The organism is Nocardia sp. bgisy134, from assembly GCF_057708325.1.
On the sequence record NZ_JBYIRW010000008.1, the window covers coordinates 1 to 16,365 of the forward strand.

Genomic DNA, 16,365 nt, shown 5'->3' on the forward strand with positions numbered 1-16,365 from the left:
ATCGGCATCGGACTTCATCAACGCGTCGGCGGCGTAGATCCCGGCCGGTCCGGCGCCCACGATCGCAATGCGGAGCGGACGGGTCGCCGCGGTGTGAGCTTCAGGCCTCTGTTCGGTCATCTCTTACGCGCACCCTTATGGTCGAAACGTTCAATGGCGTCCGTCTTAGCTTAGGCTAAGTTGACGGACCGCTTGTTTGCACCCTGCGCCACGAGCGCTGGTGATGCTGGCTCGTGGCTCCACGGTCCCCAGGTCGCATACGACGGTGCACTGCCATATGGCTACGGCAGCAGATCTCAATCTCGCGATTCTATCGGTGCTACCCATGATCACCCGCGCCGGTGCGGTGAACCAGCCGGCCGCCCACCTGCGCGGGCGTCGCACCGGTTCGCTCTCTTCTCCACCATAGCGGCGTCGAGGGGGCCGCTACGAGGGCCGCGTGGCCCACGGCGGGGCCGGGCGTCGGATACCCGCGCCGACCAGGGATGATCGATCCATGACCGAGCAGCAGTCCCCCGACGAAGACGAACCGATCGTCGTCGATCAGACCGACAAGCGTTCCCTCGCGCCGTTCCTGGCCGCGGCCGTGCTCGCCGTCATCGTGTTGGTGGCCATCGGGCTCGGCGGCGTGCTCTCGCCCGCTGAGAAAAATGTCACAGAGGCCGAGAAGATCGCGGGCGCGGTCGGCAACTTCGTCGAGGGCGCCAACAACACCGATATGGTGCCGCCACCTGGTACCGGCTGCGCCGAATTCGACCCCGCCAAGTCGCCGTTGGCCGGGCAGGAAGGTGTCGGCAAGACAATCGAACTCATCGCCGTCACCGATCAGACCCTCAACGGCGATCGGGCCAAGGCCACGGTGACCACGAGGGTCGACGGCAAGGAGTACACCGCGACCTGGAACCTCACCAGGACCGACGGCAAATGGCTGGTCTGCAATGTTTGACACGGTGACCTCGGTGCAGGCAATCTCAGTCCCTAGGTCATGAGAACCAGCGCCAAGCCCCGGCTGGCTGGTCGGCAACCCTCCTCCGCGGTGGGGTGCTCCGGGTGACGACCTGGCCGCGCACCGAACCTGGTGCGGCAAGTGCGGATTCACAGGAGGTTCCAGATGAGTTATGCCGGTGACATCACCCCGCAGCAGGCGTGGGAAGTGTTGCGCGACAACCCCGCCGCCGTCCTGGTGGACGTGCGCACCGAAGCGGAGTGGCGCTTCGTCGGAGTGCCCGACACCAGTTCGATCGAGCGGCCCACCGTGCTGATCGAGTGGGTGGACGGCACCGGCACGCGCAATCCGCAGTTCACCGAGCAGCTGAGCAAGGCGCTGGAGAGCCGCGAGCCGGAGGCGCCCGTCGTCTTCTTGTGTCGCTCCGGCCAGCGTTCTGCGCACGCGGCCACCATCGCCACCCAGCTCGGCATCGGGCCGTCCTACAACGTGATCGAGGGCTTCGAGGGCTCGCTCGACGCGTCCGGACATCGCGGCGCGACCGGCTGGCGCGCCACCGGCCTGCCCTGGCGGCAGTCGTGATCACCGGCGGCGCGTTCGACAAGCCGCTGCCCGAGGGCGTCGGCCCCGCCACCCTCGGCGTGCGCGGCGGCCTGCGCCGCTCCGGCTTCGAGGAGACCTCCGAGGCGCTGTACCTCACCTCCGGCTTCGTCTACGAGAGCGCGGAAGCGGCCGAGGCCGCGTTCACCGGCGAGGTGGAGCACTTCGTCTACTCCCGCTACGGCAACCCGACCGTTGCCATGTTCGAGGAGCGGATCCGCCTGATCGACGGCGCCGAGGCGGCGTTCGCGACGGCCAGCGGCATGTCGGCGGTGTTCACCGCGCTCGGCGCGCTGCTGAAGGCAGGCGATCGGCTCGTCGCCGCGCGCAGCCTGTTCGGTTCCTGCTTCGTGGTGTGCAACGAGATCCTGCCGCGCTGGGGCGTGGAGACGGTGTTCGTCGACGGTGAAGACCTCGACCAGTGGGAGCAGGCGCTGTCGGTGCCGACCACCGCGGTGTTCTTCGAGACGCCTGCCAACCCCATGCAGACCCTCGTCGACGTGCGCCGGGTCACCGAGCTCGCGCATGCCGCAGGCGCGAAAGTGGTGCTGGACAACGTCTTCGCCACGCCGCTGCTGCAGAAGGGCTTCGAGCTCGGCGCCGACGTCGTCGTGTACTCGGGCACCAAGCACATCGACGGCCAGGGCCGTGTCCTCGGCGGCGCCATCCTCGGCTCCCAGGAGTACATCGACGGCCCGGTGAAGACGCTCATGCGCCACACCGGCCCCGCGCTCAGCCCGTTCAACGCGTGGACCCTGCTCAAGGGTCTGGAGACGATGCCGCTGCGGGTGCGTCACAGCACCGAGTCCGCGCTGCGGATCGCGCGTTTCCTGGAGGGCAACAAGTCGGTCAGCTGGGTGAAATACCCATTCCTGGAATCGCATCCGCAGTACGACCTGGCGCGCGGCCAGATGTCCGGCGGCGGCACGGTGGTCACGTTCGAGTTGAACGCACCCTCCGACGAGGGCAAGAAGCGCGCCTTCGAGGTGCTGAACCGGTTGCGCGTCATCGACATCTCCAACAACCTCGGCGACGCCAAGACCCTCATCACCCACCCGGCCACCACCACCCACCGCGCCATGGGCCCGGAGGGCCGCGCAGGCATCGGCCTCTCCGACGGCGTGGTTCGCATCTCCGTCGGCCTCGAGGACGTCGAAGACCTCCTCGCCGACCTCGACCACGCGCTGAGCTAGGCCCTCGCAGCGGCTTCACACGCTTCACAGGGGTTGTTGCGCCTGCGAAGCGTGTGGAAGGTCTGCGGGGTACCAGCTTCCGATACGGGAAGCGGTACGGAGGTCGGCGGCGCGCGTCAGGCGGGTCAGCCAGGGAGCGTTGGGGGCTTCGAGTTCGGCCCAGGTCCAGCGGACTACGAGCCAACCGAGGGCGCGCAGCGCGTCTTCGCGGGCTTTCTCGGCGATCACCACGTCTTCGGCGGTGCGCGGGCCTCGGTGTGCCGCGCGGTATTTCATGAGGCCGTCGAACTCGCCGACGACGCCGAGTCCGGGAAACAAGAAGTCGACTCGGGCGATACACGTACCCTCCGGTGTGGTGATTCGCGCCTGCAACTCCGGGTTCGGCAGGCCGGCCGCTCGTATGGCGACTCGGCTTCGTGACTCGCCCACGCTTTCGGAGCGGCCGTCCATGGAAGCGATCGCGCGACGGGCGGCGGAATTGCCCGGTCGCCCCTTCGAGCGGCCGAGCTGTTCGAGCAGATCGGCAGGGGTGACCGCACCGAGCCGTAATGCACTGTCGCCGACCACTACTGCCCGCTCGAAGGGGATCGTGCGAGCAAGGTCGACCACTGTTCGCGCCGCACTGGTCATCGTGAGACCGCCGCACCGCACGACCTCGTCGGCCTCGATTCGGGCGGCATGCAGAACGACCTGCCGTGATGTTCGAGCACCCGCCGAGCGGTCGCGGGTCAGGTGCACCCGGTGCGTCGGCACATCCCAATGCGAAAGCCCATGGGCCATCGCGGCCGAGATATGACTGACCACGGCCTTCGGACTGGAAACCTGACATACAGCACGGGCCAGCGCCAAATGCTTCTCCTCGGCCGACAACTCAGCCATCCGCCCGGCATTCAGATATGCGCCGCGCCGCACGCGCCGCCACTCGAGGCCGTGCAACTCCCGATCGGTGAACCCCTCGGCGATCGCCCGCCCCCGCTGTACCGGCACCGGTATGTCCATACCTCGGATCGTCCCGCACACCTACGACCCGAACACCCATCTCCGCCCCCACCTGTGCACAACCCGCCAATTGTGTACAACCCCTCCCAAATCGGGTCCTCGCAGAGACTTCACACACCTCGCAGCGGTTGCTGCTGCTGCGAGGTGTGTGGGCGAGCTGCGAGGACGGATCAGGTGAGGGTGATGCCGAGAATCCAGGTGGCGGTGGCCAGGAGGGCGCCGAGGAGTTCGATGAGCATGGAGAGGCCTACGCCCTTGAGGGCGTGTTTGGTTGCGTGCCAGGCGGGTTGGTTTTGGCCGAGGCGTTGGAGTTCGGAGAGGTAGACGCCGAGGACGAAGCCGACGAAGAGGCCGACGACCGGGATGACGAAGAAGCCGACGACGCCGAGCACCGCACCGAGGAACAGGGCGCGGTTGGAGACGCCGGCGTCCTTCATCTTGCGGCCCGGCCAGGTGTATTTGACGATCCCGGAGAGCACAAGGAAGACCGTGCTGATCGCGAAGACGGTCCACGCGGTGGCGCCACCGGTCATGATCGCCCAGGCCAGGATCGCGCCGAAGACCAGGATCACCCCGGGGAGGATCGGCACGATGATGCCGAGCAGGCCGACCAGGATCAGGAGGCCGATGACGACCTCGCCCCACACGCTCATGCTGGGATTCTCACCTACCGGGCCGCCCGGTGCACGACGGAGGGTTCCGATAGAAAGTGGCGGCGTTATTGTCATACTGTCAATACATCCGCGGGCGCTGCCCGGGGGACCGCACCGCCGGGCGGTGCGCAGGGATCAACGACGAACCGAGGTAGGGCGTGACCACACCATCCACCGCCACCAAGCAGGGCCCGCTCGCGGGCATCAAAGTTGTCGAGCTGGCCGGTATCGGCCCCGGTCCGCACGCCGCGCTGTTGCTGGCCGATCTCGGCGCCGACGTGGTGCGGGTGCAGCGGCCGAATCTGCTGCCCGGGTTCATGGAGCGTCCGCAGTGGCGCGGCCGGACCATCGTCGAGGCGAACCTGAAGGATCCGGCCGACATCGAGAAGGTGCTCGGGCTGATCGAGAAGGCCGACGTGCTCATCGAAGGCTTCCGTCCCGGCGTCACCGAGCGCATGGGCCTCGGCCCCGACGAGGCGCTGGCGCGCAATCCGCGACTGGTCTACGGACGGATGACCGGCTGGGGCCAGGACGGCCCGCTGGCCGACCGCGCGGGCCACGACATCAACTACATCTCGCTGACCGGCGTGCTGAACGCGATCGGCCGCAAGGGCGAGCGACCGGTGCCGCCGCTGAACATGGTCGGCGACTTCGGCGGCGGCTCGATGTTCCTGGTGTTCGGCATCCTCGCCGCACTGGTGGAACGGCAGAGCTCGGGCAAAGGCCAGGTGATCGATGCCGCGATGATCGATGGCGCGCTTGCCCTTTCGCACATGATCTGGGGCATGCGCGGAGTCGGCCTGTGGTCCGACGAGCGCGGCACCAACCTGCTCGACACCGGTATGGCCTTCTACGACACCTACGAGACCTCCGACGGCAAGTACATGGCCGTCGGCGCGATCGAGCCGCAGTTCTACGCCGAACTGCTGAAGGGTCTGGAGATCGACCCCGAGGGCCTCCCGATGCAGATCGACCCGAACGGCCAGGACCAGCTGAAGAAGCTGTTCGCGGAGAAGTTCAAGACCAAGACCCGCGACGAGTGGGCCGCGGTCTTCGACGGCACCGACGCCTGCACCACCCCGGTGCTGACGCTGACCGAGGCCACCGAGAACGCGCACATCGCCGCACGCAACGGTCTGGTCGACATCGACGGCGTGGTGCAGCACGCGCCCGCGCCGCGCTTCTCGCGCACCCCGGCCGCCATCCCGACCCCGCCGCCGACCGAGGCGACGCCGATCGAATCCGTTTGGGCGGACTGATATTTCCGCCGCGAACGCCCCGTGGCCGAACGGTCACGGGGCGTTCGCTTTCGGGTGCGGCCCGCGAAACTCAGTAGCAGGTGAGCGGATTCAGCGGATCGGCAGCGCGAGGGGTGAGCGCCCCGTAAGCGGAGGCGACGGCTTTCACCGCCAGCCGCAGATCGGCCTCCTGATGCGTGAACGGCAGCCGGAGGAACCGCTCGAAAGCTCCCTGAACGCCGAATCGCGGTCCGGCGGCGAGCAATACGCCGTGATTGGGCGCGGTGGCTGCGAGCGCGGTGGACACCGGGGCGGGCAGCTGAGCCCAGACCGACATCCCGCCCACTCCCGAGCTGATCCGCCAATCCGGCAGCTCTTCGGCCAGCGCTTCGCGCAAAGCGGCTCGCTGGCTGCGCAATTGATCGCGGCGGCGGTCGAGAATGGTGTCGGCGTGCTCCAGCAGGTGCACCGTGGCGAGCTGATCCATCACCGGGGTGCCGAGGTCGACAGTGGAACGAATGCCGAGCAGCTTGGTGATGAGTGTCTGGTTGGTGCGAATCCAGCCGACTCGCAGACCACCCCAGAACGACTTGGACGCCGAACCGATCGTGATGATCTCGGCGCCCTTGGCGAACGCGGCGACCGGCGGCGGCAGGGTGTCCACGTCCAGCCCGAGGTCCACCATCGACTCGTCGACGACGACCGTCATGCGGGTCTCGCGCGCGATGGCGGTCAGTTCCGCGCGACCTTCGGCGTCGAGCAGCATGCCGGTCGGGTTGTTGAAGTCCGGGACGAGGTAGGCCAAGGTGGCCGCGGTTTGCCTTGCGGCGCTGCGGATTCCGTCCAGATCCCAGCCCGAGTGCGGGCTCTCCGGCAGCAGCGGCACCGGGACGGGACGCGCACCGACATCGCGGATGGCCTCGATGGCGTTCGGATAGGTGGGGTGCTCGATCAAGACACGAGCGGCCGGTGCGGTGAGCACGTTGAGCAGCAGGCGCAGGCCGTGCTGGGCGCCGAGCGTGATGAGGATCTGCTCGGGCTCGGTGGGCAGTCCGCGCTCGGTGTAGCGGCGGGCCACCGCCTCGCGCAGCGCGAGCACGCCGACCGGATCCATGCCGTGGGTGCCGAGATAGGCCGGAAGTCCTTGCAGCGCGTCGGAATACGCGTCCTGCATCTCGCGCGGCGCGGCCATCGCGGCGTAGGTCATGTCGATGGTGGTCAGCTCGGGCTGCGCCATCAGCGCCAGGATGCTGCGCGCCGGTTTGGTGCCGTCGTGCGGCACCGCAGGGGGCAACGCCACGGTGCTGCGCGAGCCCTGGCGGCTGATCAGGTAGCCGTGCTCGCGCAGCAGCGCGTAGGTGGACGTGATGGTCGTCCGGCTGACGCCGAGCGTGCCCGCCAGGTCGCGTTCGCTGGGCAGGGCGACGCCGAGCGGCGCGCGGCCGTCGTGGATGAGCAGCCGAATGCCCTCCGCGAGGGCCAGGTACGCGGGACGAGCCGCGCGCCGCGCCGGGTCGTCGTCACCGGCGCTGCGCCAGCTGCCCAAATCGCGCGCCAGGCTGGCCGCGCCGATCACTCGTGTCGCCATAAGGTCCAGTATTGAGGGATTGGATATTTATTGGCAAGGCCAGTTGGCGGAACGTGTCCAGTATGACCGCCCTGCTCACCTTCCTCGTCGCCGCCGCGTTCTGCTACGCGATCTACCACTACGCGCCGAATCGCACCAAGGACCTGTTCGAGCTCGAGCGGTTCCGCCCGCTCGGCTCGCTCCTCGACGCCCGCCCCTCGCACTACGATGACCTGCGGCAATACTCGGATCTCGTGGCCATGCGCGGCCGTGACCACGAGCCGGAGCCGGAGTTTTCGCCGTTGCGGCCTTCGCTGGCCGCTGTGCTGCGGCGAAGCCATGACGCGAGCCGGAGCGCGGTTAAGGCCAGTTCTGAAAAACTGGCCTGATATCCGGCAACAACGGGTTTTGTCGGTGCCGGGGTGCACACTGACGGTATGAGTGAGTCCGCTCGCCCGGCCGTCGCGGCGCTGTTCGACACCGAGATCGGGGTGTGCGCGATCGCTTGGAGCGGTGACGCCGTGTTCCGGTTCCAGCTGCCCGAGGCGGACCGGGAGGCCACTCGCGCCCGCATCACCCGGCGGCGTGCGGGCGCCGAGGTGCCCGAAGACGCACCGACCCCCGTGATCGCCGAGGCCATCGCGGGCATCCGCGCCCACCTCGCGGGCGAGCTGGACGACCTGCGCTGGATCCCCCTGGACACCAGCGCGATCCCGGAATTCCACCGCGCCGTCTACGCGGTGACCCGCGCCATCGACCCCGGCCACACCCTCAGCTACGGCCAGGTCGCGAACCGCGTCGGCGCGCCGGGCGGCGCGCAGGCGGTGGGTCAAGCGTTGGGGCGCAACCCGATTCCGCTCATCATCCCGTGCCATCGGGTGCTCGCCGCAGACAACGCGCTGCACGGGTTCTCCGCGCCGGGCGGCATCTCCACCAAGGCACGACTGCTGGAGATCGAGCGGACGCCGGGGTTCGGGGAGCCGACGTTGTTCTGACGCTCGGAGGGTCCCGGCGGATACCGAAACCAGCGTTGATGCGTGGTCTTCGCACCGGGCGGCTTGCGCCGTTCTCGCCGACGACGGACTCCGGCGGCGTCGTACCCGCCCACGGCGGATAGCGTTGCTCATTGCGAATGATTCGGCGAGTTCGCGCCGTCCGACGACCGACCGAAAAGGAGCGCAGGCATGGAGACAGTCACTTCCGCGGACGGGACGACGATCGCGTTCGACCGCGTCGGCGACGGCACGGCAGGCACGGTGATCCTGATCGGCGGGGCGTTCGGGTATCGGACGTTCCCGAAGATGGTGCAGCTGTCCGAGGCGCTGGCCGAGGGGTACGGACTGACCGTGATCAACTACGACCGCCGGGGTCGCGGCGACAGCGGGGACACTCCCGGCGTGTACGACGTGGACAACGAGATCGACGACATCGCCGCGCTGGTGCGGGCGGCGGGCGGGTCGGCGGCGTTGTTCGGCTGGTCGTCGGGGGCGGTGCTGGCGCTGCGCGCGGCGAGCTCGGGACGGGTGCCCGGCATCACGAAGGTGGTGGCGTTCGAACCGCCGATCGTGGTGGATCGCTCCGAGCGCGTTCCGCCCGCCGACCTGGACGTCCGGCTGCACGAATTGATCGCGGACGACAAACGCGGCAAGACGGTGCGGTACTACATGACCAAGGCGATGGGCGTGCCGTGGACGATGGTGACGGCCATGCGGATGACGCCGTTCTGGAAGAGCCTGAAGGCGGTGGCGCCGTCGACCGCGCACGACTGGGCCGTCGTGCGCCAGTACATGCGCGGTGAGCGGCTGCGCGCGGCCGACTGGTCGGGCGTCACCGTGCCGACGTTGGTCGTCGCGGGCGCCGACAGCGCCGCGCTGCTGAAGAACGCGGCCAAGGCCGTCGCCGCGGCACTGCCCGACGCGAAGCACCGCGAGCTGGCCAAACTCGGCCACGACCCGAGGATCGACATCCTCGCCCCCGCGGCGGGGGAATTCCTCACCACAGCCCAGTGATGAAGTACCGCAGCGCAGCGACGAAGTACCCCAGCGCAGCGACGAAGTACCCCAGCGCAGCGATGAAGTACCCACGCAGCGATGAATTCGCATCCGCAGCGATGAAGACCTAGCGGAGCGATTAGTTCGCGGGCGGGGCGCCGTCTACACCCGTGACGGCCCGAAGCGGCCGATGACAACCCCGCCGAGGAGTACTCATGAAGACCGAAAAGCTTTTGGCCGCAGGCATTCTCGCCACCCCGATGTTCTTCGTCGTCGCGCTGGCCCAGGCGTTCACCAAGGACGGATTCGACCTGCGCGAGCACATGATCAGCCAGCTGGCGATCGGCTCGCTCGGCGGAATCCAGATCGCGAACTTCCTGGCGACGGGCGCGCTGTTCGCGCTGATGGCGGTCGGGCTGCGCCGCCGCCTCACCACCGGGATCGGAAGGGTGTGGGTGCCGCGCCTGGCCGGGGTGTTCGCCGCCGGGATGATCGGCGCGGGGGTCTTCGTCTGCGACCCGTACCAGGGTTACCCGGTGGGCGCCACCGAGGTGATGACCTGGCACGGCACGCTGCACGGGGTGTGCGCGGCCGTCGCCGGACTGTCGCTGGTCGCGGCCATCGTGATCCTGGCGCGGCGGTTCCGCAGCGAGCGGCGCACTGGGGCGGCCGTACTCGGCATCGTGATCGCGGTGGTCTACATCGTGCTTCCGGTGTCGATTCCGGCGCTCACCAGCATCACCTTCGCGATCGCCTCGTTCCTGGCCTGGGGTTGGGTCGCGGTGTTCGCGGCCGGGTTGCGCACCGAGCGGGTCGCGAACCCTGTCGTCCCGTCCCGTGGGTTGCAGCCCGCCTGAGTGCCGATGGACGAAGCCCCGGGCCCCTGATTTTCGAATCAGGGGCCCGGGGCTTTCCCGTTCACTGTTCCGGCGGATGCTGCCGGTAGAACTCGCACGCCTCGCCGGTGAGATAGCCGTCCATGCAGGCGAAATACGTCTGGATGCAGCTGTTGGTCGTACAACCGAGCTCGAGCAGTCGCTCGTGGATGCGCCGGTTGCGCTCCTGCTGGGGGTTGAGCGCGGGCGCGGTGCTCACCACGGCTGACGAGGGCACGGGCGTCCCCGACTGGGTGCACCCGGACAGCGCCGTGAGCGCGACCGCCGCCACACCCATCGCCACTGTCCACCGCACCATGCTCGACAACCCTTCTCGATCGCTTAGAGGTGACCGTACCCCGTCGGCCCCGGTCATTCGATCCGGTAGCCAGTAGGTGGCCAGAGATCCGACGCACGCCCGAACGCTCCGCGCTGTGGATGCCGCAGCTCGACGAACGCGGCTGCCCACGACCAGCTCGAAGCGCTATGCGGACGATTCCCCACGCATCAACGCCCCCAGCGACTCGCGGTCGGTGACGTCCATCTTGATGCACGCCCGATACAGATGCCCCTCGACGGTGCGGACGGAGACGGTGAGCCGGTCGGCGATCTGCCGGTTGGACAGACCGGCCGCGACCAGATTCGCGATCTCGCGTTCGCGGGCGGTGAGCGGCAGCGGTTGAGCGGCCTTGCGCAGGGCGGGGGTGGCGGCGCCGCCGCAGGCCGCGGCGAGTCGGTTTGCGGCCGCGGCGGATTCGAGGAGGCGGCGGCGGTCGCCCGCCCGCTCGTGCGCCGACGCGGCCTGCGCGGCGGAGTCGGCGGCCGAGAGCACCGCGCCGATGGACTCGAATTCTGTTGCGGCGGCGTCGAGTCCGGGGCCGTCGTGGGCGGCCAGCGCGACCGCGTGTTTGGCCTGAACCTGGACGAGCCGACCGTCCACCCGAGCCGCGAGGTCCGCGAGCCTGCCCGCCACCGAGTGGTCACCGAAGCGCGCTGCGGTGTGCAGCGCCATCGCCTCGATCGCGTGCTGGTGCGAACGCGCTGCCGCGTCGGCCGCGCCGATCGCCAGCCGGACGGCGGGGGTGACGGTGCCCTCGGCGCCCGCCACGCAAGCCTTGGCGATCTCCAGCTGCGGTTCGTAGACGGCGCTGTGCCTGCCGCCGCGCCGTACCGCCTCGGCCACCGATTCGGCGGCGTCGTGCGCCCGGCCCAATGCCGAATACGCTTCCGCCAGACGGATTCTCGCCGGGAACAACCACGCCGCCGCACCCTCGGTGGTCAGCGCGGCCAGTGCCTGCTCCAGATGTTCGATACCGTCGATGAAACGTCCCTGCGCCACATCGACGGTGCCCTGCAAGATCTTGGACATGCCCCACGCCAGATACTGACCGGGCGCGGTGTAACCGAAATACGGTGTGGCGCAACGCCTCGCGGCCTCGAACTCGCCGCTGTAGATCAGCGCCAGCACCTCGGCGTGGGTGGACATGAACCGGTTGAGCCCGTCGATCTCGAGCTCCACCTCGTGCCCGCGGGCGGCATACTGCCTGGCCGCCTCGGCCTTGCCCATCAGCGCCAAGGCCAGCCCGCCGCCGAAGGACGCCCACCAGACCGCCCAGTGCGGAGCGCCTTTGGTGGTCATCACCGACTCGGCCTCGGAGAACGCGTCCTCGATGCGGTTCTCGTTCACCGCGCACGCCGAGGCCAGCCCGGCGAACGTGGCGATGATCTTCGGATGCCGCACCCGCTCCCTGACCTGGGCGAGCACCTCGTCGGCGCGATCGGCATCGCCCATGGCCCATAACAGGTTCGACACCCGGGTGCTGCCCCAGCGGGCCAGCTGCACCTCGTTGAGGTTGTCGGCGTCGAAGCTGGCCAGCGTGCGTTCGGCCTCGATCCGATGCCCCTGCCACAGCAGCGCCCTGGCCAGCAGGTCGGCCGACTCGACACCGCCGCGCCGCTCCACCGCCGCCCTGGCGAACCGTTCGCCGAGCGGCAGGTTGGCCAACCCGATGGCGTCGGCGGCGGCCGCCTCGAAGAGCTCCAGATCGGCGGATTTGTCGCTGTCCAAGGCCAATTCGGCCAATCGGATGCGGTCGGCGGCCGAATTGATGCGGCGCTCCTTGAGCGAGGAGTACAGCCTGCCGCGCAGCCGCCGCGCCGACGCGATGCCGAGCCTGCGCCGGATCACCTCGCCGAACAGCGGATGGTTGTAGCGCACGATGAGCTGGTGAGCGTTCTCCACAACCCGGATCACACCGCGGGTTTCGGCGGCCTCCACCGCGTCCTCGCCCGCCAGCTCGGCGAGCACGTCGAGGTCGATCGGTTCGCAGAAGGTGAGCAGCTCGAGCACCCGAAGCACCTGCTCGGGCAACTGCTCGACCCGATCCTCGAGCAGCGCAGCCAATTCCGAGGTCACCGCGGCGCGGCCGCGCAGCTGCCAGACGCCGTTGACCTGGCGCAGGGTGCCCGCCTCCAGCGCGCCCTCCACCAAATGCCGCAGAAACAGTGCGTTTCCGCCGGAGGACTCCCACATCAGATTGGCGGTGAAGCCCTCGAGCTGACCGCCGAGCATCGACTCCACCAGGTCGACGCTCTGCGACTGCGTGAACGGGTTGAGGTCGACGCGCAGCAGGTGCCCATCCTTCCACAGCGAGGTCACCGCGTCGGGGACCTGCACCCCGCTACGCACGGTGGCGACGATATGGGCGGCTTTGTCGATGGCCAACTGCAGCAGCAAGGTTGCGGACAGTTGGTCCAGAAGATGCGCGTCATCGACGCCGATGATGGTGTGCCCGTCGGCGAGCAGGGCCTCCCGCGCCGCGGACATGAACGTGACCGGGTCGTGTGCGGTGTAGACGCCGACCATGTGCGCGAATACGCCCAGCGGAATACTGCGGGCCGACTCCGTGCCCGCTACCCACCGAATATTCCCGCCGACCGCCGCGGTCGCCTGTCTGGCCAGCGTCGTTTTGCCCACCCCGGCGTCACCGGTCAGGACCGCACCCACATACGCCGATCCGGTGAGCGCGGACCGAATCGCCTCGAACTCGGTCTCGCGCTCGATCATCGGCCAGTTCCGAGCCATGATCTAACTGTAGTTCTTCGCCGTTCATGATCGAAGGGAACTGCGAACGGCAACCGCTCTCAGCGCGTCGTGAGCGGAAAAACGCTGTGGTTCAGCCGAGGACGTCGTGTCGAACGATCGTTTGGTCGCGGCCGGGCCCGACGCCGATGCAGGAGATCCGCGCACCCGAGAGCTCCTCGAGCCGCCGCACGTACGCCTGCGCGTTGACGGGCAGGTCCTCGAAGGTTTTCGCGCCGGAAATATCCTCCCACCAGCCGGGCATTTCCTCGTAAATCGGCTTGGCGTGGTGGAACTCGGTCTGTGTGGTCGGCATCTGCTCGACGCGCTGACCGTCGATCTCGTACGCGACGCAGATCGGCACCCGGTCCAGGCTGGACAGCACGTCCAGCTTGGTGAGGAAGTAGTCGGTGATGCCGTTGACGCGCGTGGCGTAGCGGGCGATCACCGCGTCGAACCAGCCGCACCGGCGCGCACGGCCGGTGGTGACGCCGACCTCGCCGCCCTGCTTGGCGAGGAATTCGCCGTGCTGATCGAACAGTTCGGTCGGGAAAGGACCCGAGCCGACGCGGGTCGTGTAGCACTTCAGGATGCCGAGCACCGTGTTGATCTTGTTCGGTCCGATGCCGGAACCGACGGCCGCGCCGCCCGAGGTCGGGTTGGACGAGGTGACATACGGGTAAGTGCCGTGGTCGACGTCGAGCAGGGTGCCCTGAGAACCCTCGAGTAGCACGGTTTCTCCGCGCTCGAGCGCCTCGTTGAGCTGCAGCCTGGTGTCGGCGATGCGGTGCTTGAAGCTGTCCGCCATGGAGAGCACTTCGTCCACCACCTGCTGCGGGTCGAGCGCGCGGCGGTTGTAGATCTTCACCAGCACCTGGTTCTTGAACTCCAGGGCGGCCTCGACCTTCTGGGTGAGGATCTTCTCGTCGAGCACGTCCGCGACGCGCACGCCGACGCGGGCCACCTTGTCCTGGTAGCACGGGCCGATGCCGCGGCCGGTGGTGCCGATCTTCTTGTTGCCGAGGAAACGCTCGGTGACCTTATCGATGGCCACGTGGTACGGCATGATCAGGTGCGCGTCGGCCGAGAGCAGCAGGCCCGAGGTGTCGACGCCGCGATCCTCCAGCCCGGCCAGCTCGGCGAGCAGCACGGCGGGGTCGACCACGACACCGTTGCCGATGACATTGCGCACACCCGGAGTGAGGATGCCGGACGGGATGAGGTGTAGCGCGAACTTGTCGCCGTTGGGCAACACCACCGTGTGACCGGCGTTGTTGCCGCCCTGGTATCGGACCACCCATTGCAGCCTGCCGCCGAGCAGATCGGTTGCTTTGCCCTTACCCTCGTCGCCCCACTGGGCGCCGATGAGGACGATTGCCGGCATGGTCGTGTCTCCTACGGTTCGACGCGCAACACACTTGTGCTGCAGCTACCTGCCGTACTGAGGCGGTGGCCGGAAGCACAGTTTACCGAATGGCCTAGGGCACCCCGGTGGGAAGGCACCCTACGCCGGTCACAATGCCGACTCGGCCCGGGCACAACGGGTTGAACACGGCTATGGTTGCTGCGGGCGGACCGGGGCAGCGTGCCCGCCTGGATAGGTGCGAGGGAGCCGGCGGGGTGTGCCGGCAGGATCCAAGGAGGGTGTACGGCAGTTTGAGTACCCATGTTCTCCGCTGTGATGGCGCGCCCGTCCCGATCGCCCTCGCCGCACTGCCGACAACTCAGACGGCCGCAATCCCCGACACCGCGGTGATCGACGAGCTCCTCCCGGTGCTCGCCGCCGACAGCCTGCCGCGCCTGATCGTGCTCGGCGAAGACGCGGCGCTGGCCGCGGTGCTGACCCACCTGATGCGCACCGAGCGGCTGCACGTCGAGATCGGTTACGTGCCGATCGACAAGACCTACGGCTCGCGCGTCTACCAGACCGGCACCGGCAACGCCGCCGCCAAGCGGGCGATCGAGGGCAAGGCGACCGAGACTCCGCTGGTCCGCGACGACACCGGCAAGGTGCTGATCGGCCGGGCGACCATCACCGGCCCCGGGGGCGCGAAGCTGGAAGGCGAGGCCTACGTGGACGACACCCAGCTGTTCTCCGGCAAGGTCGCCGCGATGCACGTCTCCCCGACCCTGGACCTGCCCGGTGTCCGGGCGACCGTGCGGAAGGGTCTGCGCAAGCGCCGCTGGGTCGCGGGCCGGGCCGCGCAACTCGGGACGCCGGGTGCGGTGGTCACTCGTGACGGCATTCTCACCGAGCGCCCGGTGCCGCGCTCGACCTTCTACCGGCACAACGAATCCTGGCTGTTGGTGCGATGAATTACTCCTTCCCGCAACGCCGAACGGGTCTCGGCGCGGTTCGCCCGAGCCCGGTGTTCCTGCTCGTCGTCGCGATCACCATCGTGGGCGGCGTGCTGGCCTGGGCGTCGGACTACGGCTCGACGCGGGCCGACGTCGGCGTGTTCGTGCTCGTGGTGGCGGGCTGGATCGTGACGCTGTGCCTGCACGAGTTCGCGCACGCGTACATGGCTTGGCGCGCAGGCGATCACGAGGTGGAGCTGCGCGGATACCTCACGCTGAATCCGTTGAAGTACTCGCACCCGCTGCTGTCGATCGTGCTGCCAGTGGTTTTCATCGCGCTCGGCGGATTCGGTCTGCCCGGCGGCGCGGTGTACGTGCACACGCACAGCGTCAGCGCACGGATGCAGCGGCTGATCAGCGGCGCGGGCCCCGCGGTCAACGCGGCCTTCGCGGTGGCGCTGCTCATCGTGGTCGAGGTGTTCGGCAGCCAGACCTCGCACGCCGCATTCTGGTACGGGCTGGCGTTTCTCGCCTTCCTCCAGGTGACCGCGGCGGTGCTGAACCTGCTGCCGATTCCCGGTCTCGACGGATACGGGATTCTCGAGCCGTCGCTGAGTTATCAGACCAGGCGCTCGCTGGATCAGCTCAAGCCACTCGGCATGCTGCTGCTGTTCGCGCTCATTCTGACGCCCGCGGTCAACGAACCGTTCTTCGACGCGATCTACACCATCTGCGAGGTGTTCGGCGTCGAGTCGTCGTGGATCGCCAGAGGCGCAGGCGCCGTGCGTTTCTGGTTGTGAGAATCGGCCGCCCGGCCCTCGCCGGGGCCGGGCGACCTTGCTCCGCACGACGTCGCCGCGCCGCTACCCGCCCGGCCACCACAACCGCTATGGCCGGTGCGTCGCCGCATCGTCGTGCGAAGT

The 16,365-nt window shown here is 68.5% G+C and carries 16 protein-coding genes and 1 riboswitch; of the genes, 10 read left to right on the forward strand and 6 right to left on the reverse strand.

The genetic code is table 11. From position 1 onward, the window contains the following. The first annotated feature begins 496 nt into the window (after nt 1-496). The 3 genes from AC3ERS_RS15620 to AC3ERS_RS15630 all read left to right on the forward strand — a co-directional run bounded on the left by AC3ERS_RS15620 (nt 497) and on the right by AC3ERS_RS15630 (nt 2,739). Nucleotides 497-946, forward strand: a complete 450-nt coding sequence (locus AC3ERS_RS15620) for an Rv0361 family membrane protein (protein WP_431968014.1) — start codon at nt 497-499, stop codon at nt 944-946. Nucleotides 947-981: 35 nt separating this feature from the next. Next, nucleotides 982-1,096, forward strand: a riboswitch (SAM riboswitch). A 15-nt stretch (nt 1,097-1,111) separates the two neighbouring features. Further along, nucleotides 1,112-1,528 carry a rhodanese-like domain-containing protein gene (locus AC3ERS_RS15625; RefSeq protein WP_431968016.1) on the forward strand — a complete coding sequence of 139 codons (417 nt, stop codon included), beginning with the start codon at nt 1,112-1,114 and terminating at the stop codon, nt 1,526-1,528. Next, complete coding sequence (locus AC3ERS_RS15630) at nt 1,525-2,739, forward strand: O-succinylhomoserine sulfhydrylase (protein WP_431968018.1); 1,215 nt, start codon at nt 1,525-1,527, stop codon at nt 2,737-2,739. The genes AC3ERS_RS15625 and AC3ERS_RS15630 overlap by 4 nt, the downstream gene beginning before the upstream one ends. Nucleotides 2,740-2,763: 24 nt before the next feature. On the opposite strand, the gene AC3ERS_RS15635 is transcribed toward AC3ERS_RS15630, so the two are convergent. Together AC3ERS_RS15635 and AC3ERS_RS15640 are read right to left on the reverse strand one after the other, a co-directional pair. Then, the gene (locus AC3ERS_RS15635; RefSeq protein ID WP_431968020.1) at nt 2,764-3,738 is read right to left on the reverse strand and encodes a hypothetical protein; all 975 of its coding nucleotides are present in this window, start codon (nt 3,736-3,738) and stop codon (nt 2,764-2,766) included. A gap of 170 nt (nt 3,739-3,908) precedes the next feature. Beyond that, nucleotides 3,909-4,391 carry a DUF456 domain-containing protein gene (locus tag AC3ERS_RS15640; protein WP_431968022.1) on the reverse strand — a complete coding sequence of 161 codons (483 nt, stop codon included), beginning with the start codon at nt 4,389-4,391 and terminating at the stop codon, nt 3,909-3,911. A gap of 158 nt (nt 4,392-4,549) precedes the next feature. On the opposite strand from AC3ERS_RS15640, the gene AC3ERS_RS15645 reads away from it, so the two are divergent. Then, entirely contained in the window at nt 4,550-5,650 is a 1,101-nt protein-coding gene (locus AC3ERS_RS15645) for a CaiB/BaiF CoA transferase family protein (protein WP_431968024.1), read from the forward strand. Nucleotides 5,651-5,720: 70 nt separating this feature from the next. On the opposite strand, the gene yczR is transcribed toward AC3ERS_RS15645, so the two are convergent. After that, entirely contained in the window at nt 5,721-7,217 is a 1,497-nt protein-coding gene (yczR, locus tag AC3ERS_RS15650) for a MocR-like transcription factor YczR (RefSeq protein ID WP_431968026.1), read from the reverse strand. Between the two features lie 62 nt (nt 7,218-7,279). Between yczR and AC3ERS_RS15655 the strand changes: the two genes are divergently transcribed. The 4 genes from AC3ERS_RS15655 to AC3ERS_RS15670 all read left to right on the forward strand — a co-directional run bounded on the left by AC3ERS_RS15655 (nt 7,280) and on the right by AC3ERS_RS15670 (nt 10,044). Next, nucleotides 7,280-7,585, forward strand: coding sequence for a hypothetical protein (locus tag AC3ERS_RS15655; RefSeq protein ID WP_431968028.1), 306 nt, complete (start codon nt 7,280-7,282; stop codon nt 7,583-7,585). A gap of 48 nt (nt 7,586-7,633) precedes the next feature. After that, the gene (locus AC3ERS_RS15660) at nt 7,634-8,191 is read left to right on the forward strand and encodes a methylated-DNA--[protein]-cysteine S-methyltransferase (protein WP_431968030.1); all 558 of its coding nucleotides are present in this window, start codon (nt 7,634-7,636) and stop codon (nt 8,189-8,191) included. Between the two features lie 189 nt (nt 8,192-8,380). After that, complete coding sequence (locus tag AC3ERS_RS15665; RefSeq protein ID WP_431968032.1) at nt 8,381-9,205, forward strand: alpha/beta fold hydrolase; 825 nt, start codon at nt 8,381-8,383, stop codon at nt 9,203-9,205. 197 nt (nt 9,206-9,402) lie between these two features. Next, nucleotides 9,403-10,044, forward strand: a complete 642-nt coding sequence (locus AC3ERS_RS15670; protein WP_431968034.1) for a DUF998 domain-containing protein — start codon at nt 9,403-9,405, stop codon at nt 10,042-10,044. 61 nt (nt 10,045-10,105) lie between these two features. Here AC3ERS_RS15670 and AC3ERS_RS15675 read toward each other — a convergent pair whose 3' ends face one another. The 3 genes from AC3ERS_RS15675 to AC3ERS_RS15685 form a co-directional block, all read right to left on the reverse strand. Continuing rightward, entirely contained in the window at nt 10,106-10,381 is a 276-nt protein-coding gene (locus AC3ERS_RS15675) for a hypothetical protein (protein ID WP_431968036.1), read from the reverse strand. A gap of 165 nt (nt 10,382-10,546) precedes the next feature. Then, a complete protein-coding gene (locus AC3ERS_RS15680) occupies nt 10,547-13,147 on the reverse strand; it encodes a helix-turn-helix transcriptional regulator (RefSeq protein WP_431968038.1) in 2,601 nt (866 codons plus the stop codon). Between the two features lie 91 nt (nt 13,148-13,238). Then, nucleotides 13,239-14,528 carry an adenylosuccinate synthase gene (locus tag AC3ERS_RS15685; protein WP_431968040.1) on the reverse strand — a complete coding sequence of 430 codons (1,290 nt, stop codon included), beginning with the start codon at nt 14,526-14,528 and terminating at the stop codon, nt 13,239-13,241. 272 nt (nt 14,529-14,800) lie between these two features. Here AC3ERS_RS15685 and AC3ERS_RS15690 point away from each other — a divergent pair, with 272 nt between their 5' ends. Together AC3ERS_RS15690 and AC3ERS_RS15695 are read left to right on the forward strand one after the other, a co-directional pair. Further along, on the forward strand, nt 14,801-15,460 hold the full coding sequence (locus AC3ERS_RS15690; RefSeq protein ID WP_431968042.1) for a hypothetical protein: 660 nt from the start codon (nt 14,801-14,803) through the stop codon (nt 15,458-15,460). Further along, the gene (locus tag AC3ERS_RS15695; protein ID WP_431968044.1) at nt 15,457-16,242 is read left to right on the forward strand and encodes a site-2 protease family protein; all 786 of its coding nucleotides are present in this window, start codon (nt 15,457-15,459) and stop codon (nt 16,240-16,242) included. Before AC3ERS_RS15690 ends, AC3ERS_RS15695 begins: the two co-directional genes overlap by 4 nt. Nucleotides 16,243-16,365 lie beyond the last annotated feature (123 nt).

Excerpts from the sequence above, each read along its gene's own strand:
- AC3ERS_RS15660 (WP_431968030.1), top strand. The coding sequence starts at position 7,634 with ATGAGTGAGTCCGCTCGCCCGGCCGTCGCGGCGCTGTTCGACACCGAG.
- AC3ERS_RS15685 (WP_431968040.1), bottom strand. The coding sequence starts at position 14,528 with ATGCCGGCAATCGTCCTCATCGGCGCCCAGTGGGGCGACGAGGGTAAG.
- AC3ERS_RS15640 (WP_431968022.1), bottom strand. The coding sequence starts at position 4,391 with ATGAGCGTGTGGGGCGAGGTCGTCATCGGCCTCCTGATCCTGGTCGGC.
- AC3ERS_RS15670 (WP_431968034.1), top strand. The coding sequence starts at position 9,403 with ATGAAGACCGAAAAGCTTTTGGCCGCAGGCATTCTCGCCACCCCGATG.
- AC3ERS_RS15655 (WP_431968028.1), top strand. The coding sequence starts at position 7,280 with ATGACCGCCCTGCTCACCTTCCTCGTCGCCGCCGCGTTCTGCTACGCG.
- AC3ERS_RS15620 (WP_431968014.1), top strand. The coding sequence starts at position 497 with ATGACCGAGCAGCAGTCCCCCGACGAAGACGAACCGATCGTCGTCGAT.
- AC3ERS_RS15625 (WP_431968016.1), top strand. The coding sequence starts at position 1,112 with ATGAGTTATGCCGGTGACATCACCCCGCAGCAGGCGTGGGAAGTGTTG.
- AC3ERS_RS15675 (WP_431968036.1), bottom strand. The coding sequence starts at position 10,381 with ATGGTGCGGTGGACAGTGGCGATGGGTGTGGCGGCGGTCGCGCTCACG.
- AC3ERS_RS15695 (WP_431968044.1), top strand. The coding sequence starts at position 15,457 with ATGAATTACTCCTTCCCGCAACGCCGAACGGGTCTCGGCGCGGTTCGC.
- AC3ERS_RS15680 (WP_431968038.1), bottom strand. The coding sequence starts at position 13,147 with ATGGCTCGGAACTGGCCGATGATCGAGCGCGAGACCGAGTTCGAGGCG.
- yczR (WP_431968026.1), bottom strand. The coding sequence starts at position 7,217 with ATGGCGACACGAGTGATCGGCGCGGCCAGCCTGGCGCGCGATTTGGGC.
- AC3ERS_RS15635 (WP_431968020.1), bottom strand. The coding sequence starts at position 3,738 with ATGGACATACCGGTGCCGGTACAGCGGGGGCGGGCGATCGCCGAGGGG.
- AC3ERS_RS15665 (WP_431968032.1), top strand. The coding sequence starts at position 8,381 with ATGGAGACAGTCACTTCCGCGGACGGGACGACGATCGCGTTCGACCGC.